Raw genomic sequence first — 22,522 nt, forward strand, 5'->3', positions numbered from 1 at the left:
AAATGCGAATCGCAAGCCTAAAATCGCCCGAATCATCGTCACTTCACATTCGTTTTGAAAAGATTCTGAGCAAGTGCAGCAAATTTTCCATAGGGCGTGAGACTTGAAAGCGGAATACGCAGAAGCGGAAGATGCCCGCCGCACGGCAGCGATAACATCTCGTCATCTTCGGGAAGTCTTGGATTTTCGGGTGAAACAACTGTCGTGACGGCGAAATGTAGCGGCGCGCGCGCAATGCTTTTAAGTGAAACAATGCCGCTGCCGCGTAATTCCAACAGGCCGGCGATGGCTTCCGGCCGTTCGGCGATGATGGTCTCGCCATCGCGATACACGAAAATCTGATCGTCCGCGATCAATGCGGCCGGCAATCCGCACCGTTCCGCCTCCGTCAGGAAGCTGAAGGCGAGTTCGCTTTTGCCGCTGCCCGACGGCCCCGTGAATAGGATGCCGGTGTTTTGAACAACGATCGCGGTTGCGTGCAGGTTGAAGCGTTCAGCGTTCATGGGTTTCAGCCGCCGGCAGCGACAGGGTGAAGCGCGCGCCTGATATCACGCCATATTTGTCGACGACGTTCTCTGCCCGCAGGCTGCCGCCATGGGCTTCCGCGATCTGGCGGCTGATGGAAAGGCCAAGGCCGGAGTTCTGTCCGAAACCTTCGCTCGCCGGCCGGTCGGTGTAGAAACGCTCAAAAATCCGGTCGATATCTTCGGCCTGAATGCCGGGCCCGTTGTCCTCTACCTGCACGATGCAACGATCCTTGTGACGGGAGAGGCGTACCGTGATGCGGCCGCTTTCTTCGGCAACGAAGGAGCGCGCATTCTCGATGAGGTTGGTGACGATCTGGCCGATACGCAGATCGTGGCCGTTCACCACGAAGGAGGTCTTTGCGCCCGCTTTCCGGTCGACAACATAGTCGATCGTCACGCTTTTCTTCTTGGTGCTTATCTGGCGGGATATATCCACCAGACCCTTCATCAGCACATCAAGATCGAGCGGCGCGGCGTCGGCGCGCGCCAGTTCGGCATCGAGCCGCGACGCATCCGAAATGTCGCTGATCAGGCGGTCGAGGCGGCGCACATCGTGGAAGATGATCTCGGTCAGGCGCTGTTTGGACTCTTCGGTCTTGGCGCGCGGCAGGGTTTCCACGGCGCTGCGCAGCGAGGTCAGCGGGTTCTTGAGCTCATGGCTGACATCGGCGGCGAAACTTTCGATCGCATCGATACGGTCGTAAAGCGCCGTCGTCATTTCACGCAGCGCAATAGAGAGGTTGCCGATCTCATCCTGGCGCGCCGAGAAATCCGGTATTTCCTCACGGGTTCTCGCCCCGCGGCGCACGCGGATCGCGGCCGCCGACAGCCGCCGCAGCGGCGTGGCGATGGTGGAGGAGAGGAGCAGCGACAGCACGATGTTGACCAGCGTGGCGATGCCAAAGACGCGCATGATGGCGAGGCGCTCGGCATGCACGATCTTGTCGATATCGCCCGCTTGTGTCGAAAGCAGCAGAACGCCGAGCACGGCCCGGAAGCGCTGTACCGGTACGGCCACGGAAACAATCAGCTCACCCTTTTCCGTGACACGCACGACCGCGCCGCGCACGCCGGTCAGCGCGTTCATCACTTCCGGATAGATAGAGCCATCGCCGCCAGGCGCTTCCTTGTATTGCGGCAGGCTGCTCGGCTGCAGCATGCGGTTGAACATGCTGGTGAACCAGTCGCCCCAGGTCTGCGTCTCGGGCGTTACTGGCGGCAGGTCGAAGCGCAGCACCTGACCGCGCGAATAAAGATGTCGGGAATCGAGCAGCAGATTGGCATCGGCATCGAACAGCCGCGCGCGGGTGCGCGTTGGCGAAATCAGCCGCCGTAGCACCGGCGCCACGCGTTCCGGATTGATGGGGAAACTCAGGTCCTCATCATTGGGGGCAGGGGTTATGCTCTGTCCCGCCTGCAATTCGAGCAGCTTTTCCGGGTTGATGGTGATTGAGTTGGTATCGACAGAGGCGGAAGCGGAAACCGCGCCGGCTATGATTTCGCCCTGCGTCAGCAGGCTTTCCACGCGCGCATCGATCAGCCCCTCGCGGAACTGGTTGAGATAGAGAATGCCGCCGACTAGAACCACCGTCGCGGCGACGTTGAAGAACAGGATGCGGCGCGTGAGGCTGGAAAACACCGCATTGCCGAAAATGCGCCGGATGATCGTCAGCGGATGGATACGATGGCGGCGTTCGCTGCCGCGTTCTTCGGCATCGTCACTGTCCGAGACGGTTTCCGGCGTTTTTTTCAACACGTATTCAAGTCCTTACCACCCCATACCGGGCGGTCCCTTCTGCGTGAGTCGGCTCGTTCAAGCCGCTTCGCGGAAGCGATATCCTACGCCATAAAGCGTTTCAATCATATCGAAGTCGCCATCGACCAGTTTGAACTTCTTGCGAAGACGCTTGATGTGGCTGTCGATGGTGCGGTCGTCCACATAGACCTGCTCGTCATAGGCGGCATCCATCAGCGCGTCGCGGCTTTTCACGACACCTGGACGTTGTGCCAGCGAATGCAGGATGAGGAATTCGGTCACCGTCAGTGTTACCGGTTCGCCCTTCCAGGTGCAGGTGTGGCGTTCCTGATCCATGGCGAGCTGCCCGCGCTCCAGTGTGCGCGCCTGTTGGTCTGCCGTCGGCTTCAGAACGTTGCCGGTTGCGGCGGATGCTTCGCGGCTGCTGGCGCGGCGCAGGATGGCTTTGACGCGTTCCACCAGAAGGCGTTGCGAGAACGGCTTGGTGATGAAGTCGTCCGCGCCCATCTTCAGGCCGAACAATTCGTCGATCTCTTCATCCTTCGAGGTGAGGAAGATAACCGGCAGATCCGACTTCTGGCGAAGGCGCCGCAAAAGCTCCATGCCATCCATGCGGGGCATCTTAATATCGAAAATGGCGAGCTGCGGCGGACGGGCGATCAACCCGTCAAGCGCGGAAGCGCCGTCCGTATACGTTTCGACCCGGTAGCCTTCGGCTTCGAGCGCGATCGATACCGAAGTGAGAATATTCCGGTCATCGTCGACAAGCGCGATCGTCTGCATGTAGTTGGTCTCCATCGTCATTTTCTCGTAACTCCCGACATTCACCCAGCCAGGTTGTGCGCCGCGAGCCACTCTCTTGAGTATAAAGGTGGAACAAATTGTGGCAAAGGAAAACTCACCCCAAAATCGCAAGGGTAGGACGAAGAGATTTCGTAGAGACGCCGCAGCTGAATTTTAATGCGTCTTCAACCGATTTAAAAAGAAATAAAATCTTTTAAATCGATTAATATATTGAAATTACTAAGTTTTTTAAACTTCGGCTCTTGCGTTTCCAAGAGGTGCCACGTATTTTCCGTGAAAATTTCAACGGCCTTATCGTCATTAACAAGGAACGCGTCATGACCGAGATTGGGGTTCATAATCCTGCCAACGGAGTTGCAGAACTCGGACTGGGCAAGGCTTCCCGCGTCTTTTATAACCTCAATGAGAGCGAACTATACGAAGAGGCAATCCGCAACGGCGAGGCCGAGCTGACCATCGACGGTGCGCTGCGCGCCGTCACCGGCCAGCACACGGGCCGTTCTCCGAAGGACAAATTCGTTGTGCGCGACGCGTCCACCGAGAACACCATCTGGTGGGACAACAACAAGCCGCTGTCGCCGGAAAACTTCGAGTTGTTGCGCCAGGACATGTTGGCCCATGCCGCCGGAAAGACGCTCTATGTTCAGGACCTGATCGGCGGCGCCGATGAGGAAAATGCGTTGCCGACACGCGTCGTCACCGAGCTCGCCTGGCATTCGCTGTTCATCCGCAATCTGCTGATCCGTCCGAAGCAGGAAAAATTGGCGGGCTTCAAGCAGAAGCTCACCATCATCAATCTGCCGAGCTTCAAGGCAGATCCGGCCCGTCATGGTGTCCGTTCGGAAACAGTCATCGCCTGCGACCTTACCAACGGCCTCGTTCTCATCGGCGGCACGTCCTATGCCGGTGAAAACAAGAAGTCGGTCTTCACGGTGCTGAACTACCTGCTGCCAGCCAAGGGTGTCATGCCCATGCATTGCTCGGCTAATGTCGGTCCGCAGGGTGATTCTGCCGTTTTCTTCGGCCTCTCCGGCACCGGCAAGACCACGCTGTCGGCTGATCCGTCGCGCACGCTGATCGGCGATGACGAACATGGCTGGGGCGAACACGGCATCTTCAATTTCGAAGGCGGCTGCTATGCCAAGGCGATCAAGCTTTCGGCCGAGGCCGAGCCGGAAATCTACGCCGCGACCCGCCGTTTCGGCACGGTTCTTGAGAACGTCGTGCTGGACGAAAACCGCGTTCCTGATTTCAACGACAATTCGCTGACGGAAAACACCCGCAGCGCCTATCCGCTGCACTTCATTCCGAATGCATCGGAGACGGGCATTGCCGGCCACCCGAAGACGATCATCATGCTGACGGCTGACGCCTTCGGCGTGCTGCCGCCGATTGCCCGGCTGACACCGGAGCAGGCCATGTACCACTTCCTCTCCGGTTACACCGCCAAGGTCGCCGGTACGGAAAAGGGCGTGACCGAGCCGGAAGCGACATTCTCCACCTGCTTTGGCGCCCCCTTCATGCCGCGCCATCCGGCCGAATATGGCAACCTGCTGCGTGAGCTGATCGGCAAGCACGGTGTGGATTGCTGGCTGGTCAATACCGGCTGGACCGGCGGCGCTTACGGCATCGGCAAGCGTATGCCCATCAAGGCCACCCGCGCGCTTCTGACCGCCGCTCTCACTGGGGATCTGAAGAACGCACAGTTCCGCACCGATGCGAATTTCGGCTTCGCCGTCCCTCAGTCGCTTGAAGGTGTTGACAGCGCGATCCTCGATCCGCGTTCCACCTGGGCCGATGGCGCAGCTTATGACGCGCAAGCCAAGAAGCTGGTGTCGATGTTCGTCACGAACTTCACCAAGTTCGAAGACCACGTCGACAGCAAGGTTCGTGACGCAGCGCCGGGCCTTTTGCTCGCGGCAGAATGAATAAGCCTCGTTTATGAGGAGGAGGGGAACCCGGCCCAAGTGCCGGGTTTCTTTTTGCCGGGTTCTTTCGTTTTGTCCTTGTTTTCATTTTTCACGATCTGTGGCATCACCGGCGCGGAGAGAAAACATGGCCAGCGACCCGCTTTACATCAATAACCGCATCACCATTGCCGGCTGGGAGCTGACGGAGCAATTCGTGCTGGCCGGCGGGCCGGGCGGCCAGAACGTCAACAAGGTTTCGACAGCGGTTCAGCTATTTTTCGACATTGCGAATTCACCCTCCCTTCCGGAAAGGGTGAAGGTCAATGCGTTGCGGCTCGGTGGCAGGCGCGTATCAAAAGAAGGCGTGCTGATGATCGAAGCGAGCCGGTTTCGCAGCCAGGAGCGCAATCGTGAGGATGCGCGCGAGCGCCTGAAGGAACTGATCCTCGAAGCCGCCGCCCCCCCGCCGCCGGTGCGCAAGGCTACCAAACCCACCAAGGGCTCCGTCGAGCGCCGCCTCAAGGCGAAGTCCGGTCGCTCCGATATCAAGAAGATGCGCGGCAAACCTTCGGGCGAATAAGCGACGATCAGACGACGAATCTTTCGCCCTTGTCATGGAGCTTCAAATATCGTCTGGTAAGCCTCCATACAACCAAGGAGGGTGCTATGGGTCTGTTCAATTTCATCAAGGAAGCGGGAAAGAAGCTTGGTATCGGCGGCGACGACGCGCCGGATGTCGACGCGGTCAAGAAGGAACTCGCTTCCCACGATCTCGGCACCGACAAGGTTCAGGTCGAGGTGGTGGATGACAAGGTTGTCCTGAAGGGCGAAGTGGCCGATCAATCGATTTTCGAAAAGGCGGTCATCGCGGTCGGCAACACGCTCGGCATTTCCAAGGTCGAGGCCGGCGAGTTGAAAGTGGCCGAAGCGCCGGCGAAAGAACCGGTCTTCTATACGGTCAAAAAGGGTGACAATCTCTGGAAGATTGCGGAAGCGCAATATGGCAAGGCCAATGGCGCGAAGAATAACATCATCTTCGAAGCCAACAAGCCGATGCTGACGCACCCCGACAAGATTTATCCCGGCCAGGTTCTGCGCATTCCAGACCTTGCCTGATAACGCCTTGTAATCGCTGCGACGGAGATGCCGCCTTCGCGGCATCTTTCACAATTTGCGAAGCGCGACCGTGTCGATCAGGTGGTTTTTGCCCTTGCGCAAAATAAGGTCGGCGCGCGGGCGGGTCGGCACGATGTTCTGCCGCAGGTTCTTCAAGTTGATGTTCTGCCAGAGGCCTTCAGCAATGCTGAGCGCCGCTTCTTCGCTGATCGAGGCATAACGGTTGAAGAATGAATTGGGATCGCGGAAGGCGGTTTTTCTCAGATTCATGAACCGGTTCACATACCAGTTGTGAATAAGGCCTTCATCAGCGTCGATATAGATCGAGAAATCGAAGAAGTCGGAAACGATCGGCACGATCCTCCCGCCTGCCGGCAGGTCGCGCGATTGCAGCACGTTGATGCCTTCGAAGATGAGAATATCCGGCTGGTCGATGACAGTGAACTCGTTCGGCAGCACGTCATAGGTCAGGTGCGAATAACGCGGCGCCTTGACATTGGGCTGGCCCGCCTTGATGGCCGACAGGAAACGCAGGAGCGCGCCGATATCGTAGCTCTCCGGGAAGCCTTTGCGCTCCATCAGATTCTCGCGCCGCAATACCTCGTTCGGATAGAGAAATCCGTCAGTGGTGATGAGGTCGACCTTGGGACTGGAAGGCCAGCGCGCCAGAAGCTCTTTCAGAATACGTGCCGTCGTGGATTTGCCAACGGCAACGGAGCCGGCGATGCCGATGACGAAGGGCGTCTTGTTGACGTCAGCCATGTTGAGGAAGCGGTTGCGTTGCTCGAACAACAGCTGCGATGCTTCCACATGGGAAGACAGCAGGCGCGACAGAGACAGGTAGATGCGCCGCACCTCATCCAGATCGATCGGATCATCCAGCGAACGCAGCCGTTTGACCTCGTCGGCAGAAAGCGTCAATGGCGTGTCGGCACGAAACTTCGACCATTCTTCCGAACTGAAGAAGTGGTAGGGCGAATATTCATCCGGTCGGAAATGATCGAGTGTGCTCGGCATGCCTCTCTCCCCGCTGCCTGCCTCGATCTTCATGATGTCGGCCTCGCTGCCTTTTCCGCAAGACCGGTTTGCCCGGTCCTGCGCTCCAGCTCGGCGAAAACCTCATTCAGCGGGATGTCGGCGATCTTCAAAACCACCAGCAGATGGTAAAGCAGGTCCGCCGCTTCGTTCTTCAGCCCGTCGCGGTCTTTTGCGATGGCCGCAATGACGGCTTCCACGGCTTCTTCGCCGAGTTTCTTTGCCGCACGCTCCTGGCCGGCCGCAACCAGCTTGGCCGTCCAGGATTCGTCAGGAGACGCAGCGGCGCGGGTTGCGACGATGCGCTCCAGATCGGAAAGGGAAAATGCGCTCATGGGGGAATCCTGCAATCAATCGAGACGCATGGCGATGCCATGCTCGGCCATGTAGTTCTTGGCTTCACCGATCGAATAAGTGCCGAAGTGGAAGATCGAAGCGGCAAGCACCGCAGTCGCATGGCCATCCCGAACCCCTGCCACCAGATCATCCAGCGTGCCGACGCCCCCCGAAGCGATGACGGGGACTCGAACCTGATCGGCAATGCTGCGCGTCAGGCCGATATCGTAACCGCTCTTTGTGCCGTCGCGGTCCATCGAGGTGACAAGCAATTCGCCGGCGCCGCGTTCGACCATCTTGATGGCGAATTCCACGGCGTCAATCCCGGTCGGCTGGCGTCCGCCATGGGTGAATATTTCCCAGCGGCCTTCTTCCCCATCCTTTGAAACCCGCTTGGCGTCGATGGAAACGACGATGCACTGGTTGCCGAACTTGTCGGCCGCCTGCGCCACGAAGTCGGGATCCTTGACCGCTGCGGAATTGATCGAGACCTTGTCGGCCCCGCACAGAAGCAGCTTGCGGATGTCGGCGACGGCGCGAACGCCGCCACCGACGGTCAGTGGCATGAAGCAATGATCGGCCGTGCGCGAAACCACATCGAATATCGTGTCGCGATTATCCGAAGAGGCGGTAATGTCCAGGAAGCAGAGTTCGTCCGCGCCTGCCGCATCATAGGCTTTCGCCGCCTCGACCGGGTCGCCGGCGTCGATCAGATCGACGAAGTTCACGCCCTTGACGACACGGCCGTCTTTCACATCCAGGCAGGGAATAACGCGGGCTTTTAGGGTCATACGCGTACCTCCCTTGCGGCCTTGATGAGGGCGAGCGCCTCCGCCGGATCGATACGGCCGTCATAAAGCGCGCGGCCGGAAATCGCGCCTTCGAGCTTTGCCGCATCCGGCTGCAACATGCGCTTGATGTCGTCGATGGAGGCAAGACCACCGGACGCGATGACCGGGATGGAGACGGCGTCGGCCAGTTCCAGCGTCGAGGCCCAATTTATACCGGCCAGAATGCCGTCACGATCGATATCGGTGTAGATGATGGCCGCGACGCCGGCACCTTCGAAACGTTTGGCAAGCTCGATCACGCCGAGTTCGGAGGCTTCCGCCCAGCCTTCCACCGCAACCTTGCCGCCCTTGGCATCGATACCGACGGCGACCTGGCCGGGAAAACGCTTGCAGGCTTCAATGACCAGAACCGGATCGCGCACCGCCACGGTGCCGAGAATGACGCGAGCAAGCCCACGGCTCAGCCAGGCCTCGATATGATCGAGCGTGCGGATGCCGCCGCCCAGCTGCACCGGGTTTTTCGTCGCCTTCAGAATGGCATCAACCGCCGCGCCATTGACCGTCTGGCCGGCGAACGCACCGTTGAGATCAACGACATGCAGCCATTCAAAGCCTTGATCCTCGAAAGCTTTCGCCTGTGCGCCGGGGTCGGTATTATAGACGGTGGCCTGGTCCATATCGCCGAGTTTCAGGCGAACGCACTGGCCGTCTTTAAGGTCGATTGCGGGAAAAAGAATCATGTCAGGGCTTCCAGCGCAGGAAATTGGAAATCAGGGCAAGGCCGAGCGTCTGGCTTTTTTCCGGGTGGAACTGCGCGCCGGCCATATTGTCGCGACCGACGAAAGCCGTCATCGCGCCACCGTAATTTGTGGTGGCGATGACATCCGTCGAGTGCTTGGCCGCCAGATGATAGGAATGCACGAAATAGGCGTGCAAGCCATCCGCGCCGGTCTTGATGCCGTCGAACAGGGGGTGGGCGTGGCGGATTTCCAGCGTGTTCCAGCCGATCTGCGGAATCTTCAGGTTCTTATCGGCAGGCGTCATTTCCACGACGTCACCCTCGATCCAGCCGAGCCCGGTGCTAACAGTCTTTTCCAGCCCGCGGGATGACATGAGCTGCATTCCGACGCAGATGCCGAGGAAGGGATGCGCCTTTTTCTCGACGGCTTCAAGGAGCGCCTCATGCATTCCGGGAACGGCATCCAGACCGGCGCGGCAGTCGGCATAAGCACCGACACCAGGCAGCACGATGCGGTCCGCCGAGGCGACGTGATCCGGCTTGTCGGTCAAATCGATGGTTGCGTTGATGCCGGCTTCACGCGCGGCACGCTCGAAAGCTTTGGTGGCCGAACGCAGGTTGCCCGAGCCGTAGTCGATGATCGCGACACGCATGTCAGCGCCTTCCATTCAAGTCGAAAAGAAACGATCCGGCGGGATCGTTGACGAAGTTTTTGCCGCCGCTCTTTTGCGGCGAAGGGGTCCAGACCGGGTGCGACAGCTGTTCTTCCGCGTCAGCGTTTTCGGAGAGACCGGAGAAATATATGTCTTCGGCGCTCGAAAGATCAGGGGCGGAAACGACTGACTTCAGCGTCCAACCTTTGCGGATCAGGTGCCGGACGAGAAAATTGCGTCCCTCCAGCGCTGTTATGAGCCCAATCGTGAAACCAACAAGAATTCCGGCAGGTTCGAATCCGGCTAACATCGAGACTTGTCCGGCCGCAACGAGTGCGATGACAACGATAGCCGTCCCCAGCCACAGCCGGTTGATCGCAAGCCATAACCATGGCGCAAAGAGAGCCAGCCAGACGAAACGATCGGCAATGAATCGGGTCGTCTTGTGGTCCCTGTCCGGCCCGTTGGGGGCTTCCAGAACGAGATAGCTTGTCATGGGCTTCCTGACAGCTTTGGCGTCAGGCCAGCATGCCCTTTGTTGAGGGAACGCGGCCTGCCTGCCGGGGGTCGATCTCGGTTGCCGTGCGAAGAACGCGGGCAACGGCCTTGAAGCATGTTTCGGCGATATGATGGTTGTTGGCGCCGTAATGGTTCAGGATATGCAGCGTGATGCCGGCATTCTGGGCGAGCGCCTGAAAGAATTCGCGCACCAGTTCCGTGTCGAAGGTGCCGATCTTTGGCGCGGAAAAATTGACGTTCCAGACGAGGAACGGCCGGCCGGAAATATCGACGGCGGCCTTGGTCATCGTCTCGTCCATGGCAAGGTCGAGCGAGGCGTAGCGGGTAATACCGCGCCGGTCGCCCAGCGCCTTCGCGATCGCCTGGCCAATGGCGATGCCAGTATCTTCCACGGTGTGATGATCATCGATGTGAAGGTCGCCCTGAACCTCGATCTCCATGTCGATCAGCGAATGGCGGCTCAGCTGGTCCAGCATATGGTCGAAAAATCCCACGCCGGTGGAAATTTTCGATTTGCCGGTGCCGTCGATATCCACACGCACCGAAACCGAGGTTTCGTTGGTCTTGCGGATAATCTCGCCTTTACGTTCTGCCATTTTGGCCGCTCCGTGAAAATGTCGCCGTTCCTTATCAGCACGGGACACAAATATCCAGTTGTTCCATCGTCTTGGCTGACCTGCGGAAAACCCGGTGTGATCCCGATGATTGCAATCGCAAAAACCAGACTTACATAGAACCCGAAAAGGGCCGCAACCCGGCCCGTTAACTCCAGGCCCGGCAGGGCAGACAGGTGTTTGATGACAACAATCATTACAGTCAGAAAGGGCGGCAAGGTCGTCATGGCTGGCGACGGGCAGGTGAGCCTCGGCCAGACCGTCATGAAGGGCAACGCCCGCAAGGTTCGCCGCATCGGCAAGGGTGAAGTGATTGCCGGTTTCGCAGGCGCGACGGCCGATGCTTTTACTTTGCTTGACCGCCTCGAGAAGAAACTCGAGCAATATCCCGGCCAGCTCATGCGCGCCGCCGTGGAACTCGCAAAAGACTGGCGCACGGATAAATATCTGCGCAATCTCGAAGCGATGATGCTGGTCGCCGATAAATCCACCACGCTTGCCATTACCGGCAATGGCGATGTGCTGGAGCCCGAGCACGGCGCAATCGCCATCGGTTCCGGCGGCAATTATGCTTTCGCCGCCGCCCGCGCCATGATGGATACCGACAAGTCGGCCGAAGACGTGGCCCGGCAGGCGCTCGATATCGCCGCCGATATCTGCGTTTATACCAATCACAATCTCGTCGTGGAAACGCTCGACGCCGAGTAAGCGTATTTCTCACCAATGGGTCCTGTGGGCCGGGCCGAATGGCCGGCCGGAGCAGGAAAGCCGAGAGGACAGAATGACCACTTTTTCTCCCCGGGAAATCGTCTCGGAACTGGACCGCCACATCATCGGTCAGCACGATGCAAAACGGGCGGTCGCGATTGCGCTGCGCAATCGCTGGCGTCGCCAGCAGCTCGATGAGAGCCTGCGCGACGAAGTCATGCCAAAAAATATTCTCATGATCGGGCCGACCGGTGTCGGCAAGACGGAAATCTCGCGCCGCCTCGCCAAGTTGGCCGGCGCGCCTTTCATCAAGGTTGAAGCCACCAAGTTCACCGAAGTCGGTTATGTCGGCCGCGATGTCGAGCAGATCATTCGTGACCTTGTCGAGATTGGTATCGGCCTCGTGCGCGAAAAGAAGCGCGCCGAAGTGCAGGCCAAGGCGCATCAGAGCGCCGAAGAGCGCGTGCTCGACGCGTTGGTCGGCTCAACCGCGTCACCGGGCACGCGCGAGAGCTTCCGCAAGAAGCTGCGCGATGGTGAATTGGACGACAAGGAAATTGACATCGAGGTGGCCGATAGCGGATCGGGCATGCCCGGTTTCGAAATCCCGGGCATGCCGGGCGCCAATATTGGCGTGCTCAACTTGTCGGAAATGTTCGGCAAAGCCATGGGCGGACGCACCAAGAAGGTGCGCACGACGGTGTCGAAATCCTATGCCGACCTTATCCGTGACGAATCCGACAAGCTGCTGGACAATGAGATGATCCAGCGCGAAGCGGTCAAGTCGGTGGAAAATGACGGCATCGTCTTCCTTGACGAGATCGACAAGATTGCCGCCCGCGATGGCGGCATGGGCGCCGGCGTCTCGCGCGAAGGCGTGCAGCGCGACCTGCTGCCGCTCGTCGAAGGCACGACGGTTTCGACCAAATATGGGCCGGTCAAGACCGACCATATCCTGTTCATCGCATCGGGCGCCTTCCATGTGGCGAAGCCGTCGGATCTCCTGCCTGAGCTTCAGGGCCGCCTGCCGATCCGCGTTGAGCTGAAGCCACTGACCAGGGAAGATTTCCGCCGTATCCTGACGGAGACGGAAGCAAGCCTCATCCGCCAGTACAAGGCGCTGATGGCGACGGAAGAACTGGATCTCGACTTCACCGACGACGCCATCGATGCTCTGGCTGATGTGGCCGTTCATCTCAACTCGTCGGTCGAAAATATCGGTGCCCGCCGTCTGCAGACGGTAATGGAGCGTGTTTTGGACGAAATTTCCTTCAACGCGCCGGATCGTGGCGGTTCCGCCGTCAAGATTGACCAGGAATATGTCCGTAAACACGTCGGCGACCTCGCCGCCGATACGGACCTCTCGCGCTATATTCTCTGAAGACTTCAGGGATCGAGGAAAGAAGAGTGCGGCCATATTTGCCGCACTCTTTTATTTTATCTGCCTCATCTCGCATTCAGCCCGCATTTTGTTTATGGGAAGGGCTGCATTCCGGTTGGAACCGTTTTAGTGGAATGATCAGGTTTTCCAGCACCTTTCGCTGGCAGAAGCCGCAGGCTTGAGAAAAGGCATTCGCTCGTGCGCAAAACTCTTCTGGCATTTGCCGCTGCTTTGACGTTTACCGTCACCGCGTCTTCTTATGTGCAGGCTGCAACGGTCGTGCCGCCGGGCAATCGCAATGCCGAGCAACCGGGCGTTCCCGGTGCTTCCGCAAAAAGAACCAAGGCGTCCAACACGTCTTTTGAGCGCAAATACCAGAAGGTCATCGATCTTTTGTCTTCCGACAAGGCGCTGATCGCCAAGATCAAGTCGACGGCCGGGCGTTACGGGATTGATCCGATCCATATGATCGGCGCGATCGTTGGCGAACACACTTATAATGTCGATGCCTATGACCGGCTGCAATCTTATTACGTCAAGGCAGCTTCTTACGCGGGTAGCAGCTTCCGTTTCGGCTATAAGGATGAAACGATTGCGCAGTTTCTGACGCATTCGCAATTTTCCAAATGCCAGTCGAAGAAGGATTCTTACAGTCTCTGGAACTGCCGGGAAGATGTATGGGATGACAGTTTCCGCGGCAAGACCGTCGATGGCGTGACCTATCCGAACAACCGTTTCAGTGCTGTGTTCTTCCAGCCCTTTTATGCCGGCCAGACCTTCGGCCTCGGCCAGATAAATCCGCTGACGGCGCTGATGCTGTCCGACATGGTGGCGAGAACGTCGGGTTATGAGAAGTTGGATGAGAACGACGCCACCGCGGTCTACACCGCCATCATGGACCCCGACCGCTCGCTGGCTTTCATGGCGGCCTCTATCCGCAAATCGATCGATGATTACCGGTCGATTGCCGATATGGACATTTCGAAGAATCCGGGCGTGACCTCTACGCTTTATAATGTCGGTGGGTCGCAACAGCGCGCTGCCATTCTGGCCCAAAAGAACCGCCAGCGCGCCGCAGGCGGGGAACAGCCACTGTTGCCGGAGGAAAATTATTACGGCTGGCTGGTGAATGACCGCATCAAGGATCTCCAGGCGCTTTTGTAGAAAACGGCGACTATCGGCTGCATTGTTTCCAAAAAGGAAATAATATTTGGCTGGCTGCCGCAATTGACGAGCGCCCGCCTCCGCGTCCAATCTGTGTTTCCAGAATAGAGGAGGCGCATGTGAGCCGCACGAATAAATTCGGCCTTTCCATCGATGACAGGCTTTATGCCTTTTTGACTGAAGATGTCCTGCCGGGCACGGGTCTAAACAGCGAGGCGTTCTTCGAAGGCTTTTCGACCATTGTTCACGAGCTTTCTCCGAAGAACCGTGAACTGCTCGCCAAGCGCGATGCGCTGCAGGAAAAAATCGACGGCTGGTACCGAGAGAGCGGTGCCCCCTCGGATTTCGATGTATACGAGGCATTCCTGAGGGAAATCGGATACCTTTTGCCGGAAGGTCCTGATTTCAAGGTGGAAACCAGCAACGTCGATCCGGAAATTGCTGCCGTCGCCGGTCCGCAGCTCGTTGTTCCCGTCATGAATGCCCGTTATGCGCTGAACGCCGCCAATGCCCGTTGGGGTTCGCTTTACGATGCACTCTATGGCACGGATGCCATTTCTGATGCCGATGGTGCCGAAAAGGGCAGGGCCTATAACCCGAAGCGCGGTGAAAAGGTCATCGCCTGGGCGCGCAACTTCCTCGATGAAACCGCTCCGCTTTTGAGCGGTAGCTGGTCTGATGTCACCGGTTTCGAGATCGTCGATGGGCTGCTGCAGCTTGTTGCCAGCAATGGTGGGACCGGTCTCAAGGACGAAACGCAATTCAAGGGTTTCACCGGGGAAGCGGCAAAGCCCGCGACGATCCTGCTCGGCAAGAACGGTCTGCATACCGAAATCGTGATCGATCCCTCGACCGAAATCGGCAAGGGCGACAGGGCGGGCATCTCTGATGTCATTCTTGAATCCGCCCTGACGACCATCATGGATTGCGAAGATTCGGTTGCCGCCGTCGATGCCGAGGACAAGGTTCTGGTTTACGGTAACTGGCTCGGCCTGATGCGTGGAGACCTGACGGAAGAGGTCTCGAAGGGCGGCCACACTTTCACACGCCGCCTCAACCCGGATCGCTATTATACAGCGCCCAATGGCTCCGCGCTGACGCTGCCGGGCCGGTCGCTGATGCTGGTGCGCAATGTCGGTCATCTCATGACCAATCCGGCAATCCTTGATTGGGATGGGCATGAAGTACCCGAGGGCATCATGGATGCCGTCGTCACGGCGCTCATTGCACTCTATGACGTCGGCCCTTCCGGGCGACGCCAGAACTCTCGGGCCGGCTCTATGTATGTGGTGAAGCCGAAGATGCATGGGCCGGAAGAAGTGGCCTTCGCCAACGAGATTTTCACGCGGGTCGAAGAGCTTGTCGGCATGCAGCCAAACACCATGAAGATGGGCATCATGGATGAGGAGCGCCGCACCACTGTTAACCTCAAGGAAAGCATTCGCGCAGCGAAGGATCGTGTGGTCTTCATCAATACAGGCTTCCTCGACCGTACCGGCGACGAAATCCATACCTCCATGGAAGCGGGTCCGATGATCCGCAAGGGCGACATGAAGCAGGCCGCCTGGATCGCCGCTTATGAAAACTGGAACGTCGATATCGGGCTAGAATGCGGTCTTTCCGGCCATGCGCAGATCGGCAAAGGCATGTGGGCCATGCCCGACCTGATGGCGGCGATGCTGGAGCAGAAGATTGCGCATCCGAAGGCCGGCGCCAACACCGCATGGGTGCCGTCGCCGACCGCTGCGACGCTGCATGCCACGCATTATCACAAGGTCGATGTCGCCGCTGTTCAGCAAGAGCTGAAAAGCCGCGGCCGTGCGAAGCTTTCCGACATTCTGTCAGTGCCGGTTGCGCCGCGTCCCAACTGGACGCCGGAAGAAATCCAGCGTGAACTCGACAACAATGCGCAGGGTATTCTAGGCTATGTCGTGCGCTGGGTCGATCAGGGTGTCGGCTGCTCCAAGGTACCAGACATCAACAATGTCGGTCTGATGGAGGATCGCGCGACGCTTCGCATTTCAGCGCAGCACATGGCGAACTGGCTGCGCCATGGCGTCGTGACAGAGGCGCAGATCGTCGAGACCATGAAGCGCATGGCGGCTGTGGTCGACGCGCAGAATGCAGGCGATCAAGCCTATCTGCCGATGGCGTCCGACTTCGAAGGATCGGTAGCCTTTCAGGCTGCTGTCGAACTGGTGTTGAAGGGCCGGGAGCAACCGAACGGCTACACTGAACCGGTCCTGCACCGCCGCCGCCTCGAGCTGAAGGCAAAGCAGGCGGCGTAATCTCCGCCCTTTTCACCAATAAAAAAGCCGCCGGGACGTTTCCCGGCGGCTTTTTCTTGATCTGCTGTTGCGGCCCTTACTGGATCACGACAACCTTGGTGCTGCGGCCAGGGCGGACGCGGCTGTAAAGGTCGATCACATCCTGGTTGATCATGCGGATGCAGCCGGAAGAAGCGGCGGTGCCGATCGAGGCCCATTCGGGCGAACCGTGGATACGGAACAGCGTATCCTGTCCCTTTTCGTTAAAGAGATACATGGCGCGCGCGCCGAGCGGGTTGGAAAGGCCCGGGCCCATGCCGGCCTCGACATATTTCGCCACTTCCGGCTTGCGGTTTGCCATTTCCTTTGGCGGATGCCACATCGGCCATTCCTGCTTCCAGGCCACATAGGCTTCACCGGCCCAGGCGAAACCAGCCTTGCCGACGCCAATGCCGTAACGGACGGCGCGGTTGCCGGAGAGGATATAATAAAGGAAACGATCGCGCGTATTGACGATGATCGTGCCGGGACGCTCGTTCGTCTGGAATTCGACGATTTGGCGGCGGTATTTTTCATTCACGCGGTTGATCGGGATGGCCGGCAGCGCATAGCCCGCATCGGTCACCGGACCGTAGACATCGTTGAAGATCTGAACCGTTTCGACCTTCGCCGGAACGGGATCGGCAACCGGTACGGAGGCTGCGATCTTGGCTGATGTTGGAGTGGCGGATTGGGAGGTAGTTTCGGCGCAGCCGGCCAGTGCCAGTGCTGCCGTCAGACCGAGTATGGTCAATGGGGTACGGATGCGCATGTCGTTCTCGCGGAAAATTCGCCAAATTGTGCGAAGGAGTAGGCTTAATAGGATAAATCGGTTATTTTCCATTCAGCCGCTCTTGGCAAGCCGTTGTGCAGCCGCGAAACGGCACCGCATTTAAAATTGCCGGTTGATTGCCTTTTTTGCAACAATAGGCCAAACGCTTCAGCAGCCTTTATCCATGACTATTCTTTCCGTTACCAACAATAATCCGTTAATCGACGGCCGCCAGTCGGACAAGGCGATGCTGGTGCGCCGCGGCGTGCAGGTGCTGTTGCACGAAATGCGCCACTCGGTCTTGCCGGAACTGCCGCTTGCAAGCGGGCGACGGGCAGATCTGATCAGCCTGTCGGTCAAGGGTGAAATCTGGATCATCGAGATCAAATCCTCGATCGAGGATTTCCGCGTCGATCGCAAATGGCCGGAATACCGCCTGCATTGCGATCGATTGTTTTTTGCCACCCATCCGGAAGTTCCAACCGATATATTCCCGGAGGAATGCGGGTTGATACTGTCGGATGGGTATGGCGCTCACATGCTTCGCGACGCGCCGGAACATAAATTGCCGCCGGCGACCCGCAAATCTGTCATGCTGGATTTTTCCAGAACCGCTGCGACCCGGCTTATGCTGGCGGAATGGACCACCGGGCGCAGCTTTGGCGAATAGGCGCTTATTTGGGCGCGCGCTTCGCGAGAATACGCTGCAGCGTCCTTCGGTGCATGTTCAGTCGCCGCGCCGTTTCCGAGACGTTGCGCTCGCACATCTCATAAACGCGCTGAATGTGCTCCCACCGAACCCGGTCGGCTGACATCGGGTTTTCGGGCACTTCCGTCTTTTCACCCTTGCGCTGCGTCAGGGCGTTGAACACGTCGTCGGCATCGGCAGGCTTGGCCAGATAGTCCAGCGCCCCCAGCTTTACGGCGGTAACAGCGGTGGCGATATTGCCGTAGCCGGTCAGAACGACGATCTGCGTGTCGTCGCGGTTCTGCCTGATGGCTTCGATCACCTCCAGCCCGTTGCCATCCGCAAGCCGCAGATCGACAACCGCATATTTCGGCGGCGCAGCCTTGGAACGCGCGATGCCTTCGCTCACGGTCTCGGCAGTGTCGACAATAAAGCCACGTGTCTCCATGGCCCGGGCAAGCCGCCGCAGGAAAGGGCCATCGTCATCAACGATCAGCAGAGATTTGTCAGGTCCGATAGGATCGATATCGTCCGCCGGCGCGCTTGTGGATGAGGTCTGGTCTTCTGTCTTCATGTCTCCGGCCTTCCGGCAACGTCATCGGCTTTTCTTGTTCTTATTGCCGCTTCAGCGTGAATGGTAAAGTCAACGGCTTCTTTTATCCTCCATGAGCGCCCGAGGCCAGACGATTGTGACCCGCGCGCCGGTTCCGGTTGTGCCGCGATTTTCGAACGCGACGGTGGCGCCGGAGCGCTCCAGCAAGGTCTTGGCGATAAAGAGCCCGAGCCCGAGCCCACCTGCACGTGTGTCATTGTGACGTTCGGTCACATAGGGCTCGCCGATACGGGCAAGCACGTCATGGGCATAACCTGGCCCATCGTCTTCAATGATGACTGCGACGTTCTGATGATCGTAATCCACCGTTACGGTGACTTTTTCGCGCGCATAATCCACGCCATTTTCAATGAGGTTGCCAAGGCCGTAGATGATGCCGGCATTGCGGATTCCGACCGGCTCGTCGGCGCGATTGTTCTTTTCAACCAGTTCCAGACAAATGCCGAATTCGCGATGCGGCGCCATTACCTCCTCGATCAGCGATGAAAGCGGCAGGCGGCGCATGTGCTCCTCATTGTCGGCGGACAGGGAGGTGAGACGACGCAGAATGTCGCGGCATCTTTCGCTCTGGCTGCGCAGCAGCGCTATGTCCTCGCCATATTTCTCATCATCCCCAAGTTCCCGCTCCATCTCCTTGGCGACGACGCTGATCGTCGCAAGGGGCGTACCCAGCTCGTGCGCTGCGGCGGCCGCCAGGCCGTCGAGCTGTGAAAGATGTTTTTCCCGTTCCAGCACCAGTTCGGTCGCAGCCAGCGCATCCGCGAGCTGATTGGCTTCGTGGGAAACGCGATAGGCATAAAAAGCTGCGAAAGACGTGGTGGCAATGATCGCCACCCAGGTGCCGACATGCAGCAGAAGCTGGATCGGCAAGACCTCACCGGGATACCAGGGAACCGGAAAGGGCGAAAAGGCGATCGCCGTCGAGCAGATGACGGCAAAGCCGAGGAGAATGAGGGAATGCCGCAACGGTTGGGAGGCAAAGGCAATGATGACCTGCACGCAGATCAGCGGCGCGAAAGGATTGGAAAGTCCGCCCGTGATATAGATCAGCGCCGTCAATTGCAAAAGGTCAAAGGCCAGCAGCAATGTCGCTTCCCACGGCTCCAGCCGGTAGGTGGAGGGAAAACGGGCCGTGAGAAAAAGGTTGGCGAGCGCCAGCGCCGCGATCAAAAGGCCGCAGGCCAAAAGTGGCAGCGGAAAATTCAGCCCGAAGGCGACAAGCAGGATCGTCGCCGTCTGTCCCGCAACCGCCAGCCAGCGAAGCCACACAATGGTCTGCAACCTTATCCTGCGGCTGGCGCGGCCAAGCCTGGTGGTTTCGATCGGATGGCCAGCCACCTTCGTCTCCTTTACCCTTGTCATCATCACGTTCCGCGCGGTTTCGCACGGCTGGTCGGCAGGGCATCGGCGGGATCCTCCGGCCACGGATGACGCGGATAGCGACCACGCATATCTGCCCGCACGTCCTTCCACGATCCCGCCCAGAAGCCGGGAAGATCACGCGTCGTCTGTATCGGCCTGTGCGCCGGCGACGTCAATTCCAGGAGCAGCGGCAACCGCCCCTGCGCAATGGCCGGGTGCGCCTTCAGCCCGAAAAGCTCCTGCACGCGAATGGAAAGCGTCGGCTCGCTGGCGTCATAGCGGATGGGATGCCGCTGGCCCGTCGGCGCTTCGAAATGGGTCGGCGCCAGCCTGCCGAGATCTCGGGCGACCTCATGTGGCACCAGGGACAGAATCCCTTCGGAAAGACTGCCGGGCCGGATGTCCTGAAGGCTCCGGACGCCATGCTGAAAAGGGATGAACCATTCGTCCAGCCGCGAAAGCAACGCCTCGTCGCTGACATCCGGCCAGGGCTCTCCGATGCTGGCATTCAGAAATCCGATCCGATCGCGCAATTGCGCGGTCTCTTTCGAAAAAGGAAGTATGCCGGTGCCGAAATCCCGAACGCCGTTGGCGAGCGCTTGCGCTGCCTGCTCACCGTCGGGACGGGGCAGGGGCGTTTCGTCCAGAATGATGGCGCCCAGACGCACTACCCGGCGCGCCCGCGCCTGTCCGCTCGCCCTGTCGAACAGCAGCTGATCCTGCTGAACGATAAGATGTGGCATACGCTCTTCTATATCAGCCCTGTCGATGCCGGCCGCCGCAAGGATGCGCGGCTGCGCGGCCCGTCCCGTAATGTCAGCGACAACAAGCATTCGGCTCGCCGCCAGCCGCTCCGTTTCAGCCAGTTCAGCCCCGCGGCCATTCGCCATGACATACCGGCCGCGCGCGCCGCGCTGAAGCGCGATCCTGTCCGGATATGCGTGCAGCAGAAGCGGTCCTGCCTCGCTCGGCAGGTCGTTTGCCGCCGGCATATCACCGACTGTGTCGAGAAGGCGGAAAGCCAGCTTGCGCGCCGCCTGCGCCCTTTCACCTCTATCGGCAAGAAAGCGCCGCAGTCTGTCATCGAGATCGATATCGTTTCCGCCCAGGCCCTGTTCCGTCAGCATGACCGCAAGCATCGCCGCCTTTTTTCCCGAACCTTCGCCTGCGGCTGCAATTACCATCGCTGCGAGCCTCGGCGGCAGGGAGAGGCCTCGCATCAGGCGGCCCTGCGGCGTCAGTGCGCCGCTTTCATCAAGGGCGCCAAGATTTTTCAGGAGTGCGACCGATTCTTTGAGGGCAGCCTCAGGTGGCGCGTCCAGAAAGGCGAGAGACGAGGGGTCATGAACACCCCAATGGGCAAGATCGAGCGCAAGGCCGGCAAGATCGCTCGCCAAAATTTGCGGCGGCGTAAATGCACTGAGTGCTGCCGTCTGCCCCTGATGCCAGAGGCGAATGGCAACGCCGGGCTCGGTTCGGCCGGCGCGACCGGCGCGCTGATCGGCCGAGGCGCGTGATGCCCGCACGGTCTCAAGCCTGGTGATGCAGGTCGCCGGTTCGAAAACCGGCAACCGCTGCAGACCGCTGTCGACCACGACCCTCACACCATCGATGGTTATCGAGGTCTCCGCTATCGATGTTGCAAGGACAATCTTCCGTCGCCCGGAGGCTGCCGGCTTGATCGCGGCGTCCTGCTCCCTCTGAGAAAGATTGCCGTAAAGCGGGATGATATCCGTATCGTCGGGGAAATGTCCTTCCAGCCTTGCAGCCGTCCGGGTAATTTCCGACTGTCCGGGCAGGAAGGCCAGAATGGACCCTGTTTCCGATGCATGGGCTTCCCTAATCGCCCTTGCCACCTTTTCATCGACCGGCATGCCCTGCCAGCGTTCCTCGTAACGAATGTCGATCGGAAAGGTCCTTCCAAGACTTTGAATGACCGGAGCGCCACCCATAAGCGCGCTGATGCGTTCAACGTCGAGAGTTGCGGACATGACGAGGATCCGCAGGTCCTCACGCAAACCGGTCTGGACATCGAGGGCCAGCGCCAGCCCGAAATCACCGTCAAGCGAGCGCTCATGAAATTCGTCGAATATCACCGTCGAGACATCGGAAAGCTCGGGATCATCCAGAACCATCCGCGCAAATACGCCTTCCGTTACCACCTCGATCCGGGTTTTTGATGAAATACGATTGTCGAGCCGCATGCGGTATCCGACGGTGTCACCGACATCTTCATGCATGAGATCGGCCATGCGTCCCGCCGCTGCGCGGGCCGCAAGCCGGCGTGGCTCGAGAAGAATGATCTTTCCGTCGCCCCGCCACCTCTGCTGTAGGAGATAAAGCGGCACCAGCGTCGTTTTGCCCGCCCCGGGAGGGGCCGAGAGAACCGCACGTCTCGCCCCCGACAGGGCACCTGCGATTTCCGCGAGAACAGCGCTGACGGGAAGTTCAGGTAAGTCGGTCTTTATTGGCGCTGGTGTTCTGGTCATGCAAAGGAGCCTGGTATTAGGGTAGCATATGAGCGTCTTCTTGTTGTTTTAATGCACGACACGACGGTTTGACAGCCGGCCACGCCGCTTTCGAAGATATGCCACCGGCAAAATGGCGGTCGCCGCGGGAAGGCTCGGACGTTTTAAAAGGCGCAGATGGCCGGTGCGCAGCAAAACGCTCGCGGGATTTGGCGCATTCTGTGGTTTTCGCATAAATGGCTAATTATCCTCATATATTT

At 59.0% G+C, this 22,522-nt stretch carries 22 protein-coding genes; 8 read left to right on the forward strand and 14 right to left on the reverse strand.

The window, feature by feature from the left end:
• Positions 1–38: 38 nt before the first annotated feature.
• The 3 genes from FHW77_RS20365 to chvI are packed head-to-tail and all read right to left on the reverse strand — an operon-like array spanning position 39 to position 3,066.
• Positions 39–503: an HPr kinase/phosphorylase gene (locus tag FHW77_RS20365; protein ID WP_004444313.1), complete on the reverse strand. Its 465-nt coding sequence runs from the start codon at positions 501–503 to the stop codon at positions 39–41.
• Positions 493–2,283, reverse strand: a complete 1,791-nt coding sequence (gene chvG, locus FHW77_RS20370) for a two-component system sensor histidine kinase ChvG (protein WP_004444315.1) — start codon at positions 2,281–2,283, stop codon at positions 493–495. Before chvG ends, FHW77_RS20365 begins: the two co-directional genes overlap by 11 nt.
• Positions 2,284–2,340: 57 nt before the next feature.
• Positions 2,341–3,066, reverse strand: a complete 726-nt coding sequence (gene chvI, locus FHW77_RS20375) for a two-component system response regulator ChvI (RefSeq protein ID WP_006700117.1) — start codon at positions 3,064–3,066, stop codon at positions 2,341–2,343.
• 338 nt (positions 3,067–3,404) lie between these two features.
• Between chvI and FHW77_RS20380 the strand changes: the two genes are divergently transcribed.
• The 3 genes from FHW77_RS20380 to lysM all read left to right on the forward strand — a co-directional run bounded on the left by FHW77_RS20380 (position 3,405) and on the right by lysM (position 6,113).
• Positions 3,405–5,015, forward strand: a complete 1,611-nt coding sequence (locus FHW77_RS20380) for a phosphoenolpyruvate carboxykinase (protein ID WP_035208087.1) — start codon at positions 3,405–3,407, stop codon at positions 5,013–5,015.
• Between the two features lie 127 nt (positions 5,016–5,142).
• Complete coding sequence (gene arfB, locus FHW77_RS20385; protein WP_004444320.1) at positions 5,143–5,577, forward strand: alternative ribosome rescue aminoacyl-tRNA hydrolase ArfB; 435 nt, start codon at positions 5,143–5,145, stop codon at positions 5,575–5,577.
• An 86-nt stretch (positions 5,578–5,663) separates the two neighbouring features.
• Positions 5,664–6,113 (forward strand): peptidoglycan-binding protein LysM, encoded by a 450-nt coding sequence (lysM, locus tag FHW77_RS20390; RefSeq protein ID WP_004444321.1) that lies wholly within the window; start codon positions 5,664–5,666, stop codon positions 6,111–6,113.
• 48 nt (positions 6,114–6,161) lie between these two features.
• On the opposite strand, the gene coaA is transcribed toward lysM, so the two are convergent.
• From coaA to hisB, 7 genes are read right to left on the reverse strand one after another with little or no spacing between them, the layout of a single operon-like run.
• Positions 6,162–7,163 carry a type I pantothenate kinase gene (gene coaA / locus FHW77_RS20395; RefSeq protein WP_004444323.1) on the reverse strand — a complete coding sequence of 334 codons (1,002 nt, stop codon included), beginning with the start codon at positions 7,161–7,163 and terminating at the stop codon, positions 6,162–6,164.
• Complete coding sequence (locus FHW77_RS20400; protein WP_004444325.1) at positions 7,160–7,483, reverse strand: phosphoribosyl-ATP diphosphatase; 324 nt, start codon at positions 7,481–7,483, stop codon at positions 7,160–7,162. The genes coaA and FHW77_RS20400 overlap by 4 nt, the downstream gene beginning before the upstream one ends.
• A 15-nt stretch (positions 7,484–7,498) precedes the next feature.
• A complete protein-coding gene (gene hisF / locus FHW77_RS20405; RefSeq protein WP_004444327.1) occupies positions 7,499–8,275 on the reverse strand; it encodes an imidazole glycerol phosphate synthase subunit HisF in 777 nt (258 codons plus the stop codon).
• Positions 8,272–9,015, reverse strand: a complete 744-nt coding sequence (hisA, locus tag FHW77_RS20410; RefSeq protein ID WP_004444329.1) for a 1-(5-phosphoribosyl)-5-[(5-phosphoribosylamino)methylideneamino]imidazole-4-carboxamide isomerase — start codon at positions 9,013–9,015, stop codon at positions 8,272–8,274. Before hisA ends, hisF begins: the two co-directional genes overlap by 4 nt.
• 1 nt (position 9,016) lies before the next feature.
• Positions 9,017–9,667 (reverse strand): imidazole glycerol phosphate synthase subunit HisH, encoded by a 651-nt coding sequence (gene hisH / locus FHW77_RS20415; RefSeq protein ID WP_004444331.1) that lies wholly within the window; start codon positions 9,665–9,667, stop codon positions 9,017–9,019.
• Between the two features lies 1 nt (position 9,668).
• The gene (locus tag FHW77_RS20420) at positions 9,669–10,163 is read right to left on the reverse strand and encodes a DUF2628 domain-containing protein (protein ID WP_004444333.1); all 495 of its coding nucleotides are present in this window, start codon (positions 10,161–10,163) and stop codon (positions 9,669–9,671) included.
• A gap of 22 nt (positions 10,164–10,185) precedes the next feature.
• On the reverse strand, positions 10,186–10,782 hold the full coding sequence (gene hisB, locus FHW77_RS20425) for an imidazoleglycerol-phosphate dehydratase HisB (protein ID WP_004444335.1): 597 nt from the start codon (positions 10,780–10,782) through the stop codon (positions 10,186–10,188).
• A 201-nt stretch (positions 10,783–10,983) separates the two neighbouring features.
• Between hisB and hslV the strand changes: the two genes are divergently transcribed.
• From hslV to FHW77_RS20445, 4 genes are all read left to right on the forward strand, one after another.
• Positions 10,984–11,508, forward strand: a complete 525-nt coding sequence (hslV, locus tag FHW77_RS20430) for an ATP-dependent protease subunit HslV (RefSeq protein WP_004444336.1) — start codon at positions 10,984–10,986, stop codon at positions 11,506–11,508.
• A 73-nt stretch (positions 11,509–11,581) separates the two neighbouring features.
• Complete coding sequence (gene hslU, locus FHW77_RS20435; protein ID WP_004444342.1) at positions 11,582–12,889, forward strand: ATP-dependent protease ATPase subunit HslU; 1,308 nt, start codon at positions 11,582–11,584, stop codon at positions 12,887–12,889.
• 198 nt (positions 12,890–13,087) lie between these two features.
• Positions 13,088–14,053: a DUF1402 family protein gene (locus FHW77_RS20440; protein ID WP_004444344.1), complete on the forward strand. Its 966-nt coding sequence runs from the start codon at positions 13,088–13,090 to the stop codon at positions 14,051–14,053.
• A 119-nt stretch (positions 14,054–14,172) separates the two neighbouring features.
• On the forward strand, positions 14,173–16,341 hold the full coding sequence (locus tag FHW77_RS20445) for a malate synthase G (protein ID WP_004444346.1): 2,169 nt from the start codon (positions 14,173–14,175) through the stop codon (positions 16,339–16,341).
• 76 nt (positions 16,342–16,417) lie between these two features.
• Here FHW77_RS20445 and FHW77_RS20450 read toward each other — a convergent pair whose 3' ends face one another.
• Entirely contained in the window at positions 16,418–17,131 is a 714-nt protein-coding gene (locus FHW77_RS20450; RefSeq protein WP_044459676.1) for a L,D-transpeptidase, read from the reverse strand.
• Positions 17,132–17,315: 184 nt separating this feature from the next.
• On the opposite strand from FHW77_RS20450, the gene FHW77_RS20455 reads away from it, so the two are divergent.
• On the forward strand, positions 17,316–17,801 hold the full coding sequence (locus FHW77_RS20455) for an MmcB family DNA repair protein (RefSeq protein ID WP_004444350.1): 486 nt from the start codon (positions 17,316–17,318) through the stop codon (positions 17,799–17,801).
• A 4-nt stretch (positions 17,802–17,805) separates the two neighbouring features.
• On the opposite strand, the gene FHW77_RS20460 is transcribed toward FHW77_RS20455, so the two are convergent.
• From FHW77_RS20460 to hrpB, 3 genes are all read right to left on the reverse strand, one after another.
• Entirely contained in the window at positions 17,806–18,393 is a 588-nt protein-coding gene (locus tag FHW77_RS20460; protein ID WP_004444351.1) for an ActR/PrrA/RegA family redox response regulator transcription factor, read from the reverse strand.
• A gap of 69 nt (positions 18,394–18,462) precedes the next feature.
• Positions 18,463–19,770, reverse strand: coding sequence for a two-component system sensor histidine kinase ActS (gene actS / locus FHW77_RS20465; protein WP_081859604.1), 1,308 nt, complete (start codon positions 19,768–19,770; stop codon positions 18,463–18,465).
• A 26-nt stretch (positions 19,771–19,796) separates the two neighbouring features.
• Entirely contained in the window at positions 19,797–22,283 is a 2,487-nt protein-coding gene (hrpB, locus tag FHW77_RS20470) for an ATP-dependent helicase HrpB (protein WP_004444355.1), read from the reverse strand.
• Positions 22,284–22,522: the final 239 nt, after the last annotated feature.

Source organism: Agrobacterium sp. RC10-4-1, from assembly GCF_014138475.1.
Lineage (GTDB): Bacteria > Pseudomonadota > Alphaproteobacteria > Rhizobiales > Rhizobiaceae > Agrobacterium > Agrobacterium pusense.

Coding starts and splice junctions, on each gene's coding strand:
- FHW77_RS20460 (WP_004444351.1), bottom strand. CDS start 18,393: ATGAAGACAGAAGACCAGACCTCATCCACAAGCGCGCCGGCGGACGAT.
- lysM (WP_004444321.1), top strand. CDS start 5,664: ATGGGTCTGTTCAATTTCATCAAGGAAGCGGGAAAGAAGCTTGGTATC.
- arfB (WP_004444320.1), top strand. CDS start 5,143: ATGGCCAGCGACCCGCTTTACATCAATAACCGCATCACCATTGCCGGC.
- FHW77_RS20400 (WP_004444325.1), bottom strand. CDS start 7,483: ATGAGCGCATTTTCCCTTTCCGATCTGGAGCGCATCGTCGCAACCCGC.
- hrpB (WP_004444355.1), bottom strand. CDS start 22,283: ATGACCAGAACACCAGCGCCAATAAAGACCGACTTACCTGAACTTCCC.
- FHW77_RS20455 (WP_004444350.1), top strand. CDS start 17,316: ATGACTATTCTTTCCGTTACCAACAATAATCCGTTAATCGACGGCCGC.
- FHW77_RS20365 (WP_004444313.1), bottom strand. CDS start 503: ATGAACGCTGAACGCTTCAACCTGCACGCAACCGCGATCGTTGTTCAA.
- hisH (WP_004444331.1), bottom strand. CDS start 9,667: ATGCGTGTCGCGATCATCGACTACGGCTCGGGCAACCTGCGTTCGGCC.
- hslU (WP_004444342.1), top strand. CDS start 11,582: ATGACCACTTTTTCTCCCCGGGAAATCGTCTCGGAACTGGACCGCCAC.
- hisB (WP_004444335.1), bottom strand. CDS start 10,782: ATGGCAGAACGTAAAGGCGAGATTATCCGCAAGACCAACGAAACCTCG.
- FHW77_RS20420 (WP_004444333.1), bottom strand. CDS start 10,163: ATGACAAGCTATCTCGTTCTGGAAGCCCCCAACGGGCCGGACAGGGAC.
- chvI (WP_006700117.1), bottom strand. CDS start 3,066: ATGCAGACGATCGCGCTTGTCGACGATGACCGGAATATTCTCACTTCG.
- coaA (WP_004444323.1), bottom strand. CDS start 7,163: ATGAAGATCGAGGCAGGCAGCGGGGAGAGAGGCATGCCGAGCACACTC.
- FHW77_RS20380 (WP_035208087.1), top strand. CDS start 3,405: ATGACCGAGATTGGGGTTCATAATCCTGCCAACGGAGTTGCAGAACTC.
- FHW77_RS20450 (WP_044459676.1), bottom strand. CDS start 17,131: ATGCGCATCCGTACCCCATTGACCATACTCGGTCTGACGGCAGCACTG.
- hisF (WP_004444327.1), bottom strand. CDS start 8,275: ATGACCCTAAAAGCCCGCGTTATTCCCTGCCTGGATGTGAAAGACGGC.
- hslV (WP_004444336.1), top strand. CDS start 10,984: ATGACAACAATCATTACAGTCAGAAAGGGCGGCAAGGTCGTCATGGCT.
- hisA (WP_004444329.1), bottom strand. CDS start 9,015: ATGATTCTTTTTCCCGCAATCGACCTTAAAGACGGCCAGTGCGTTCGC.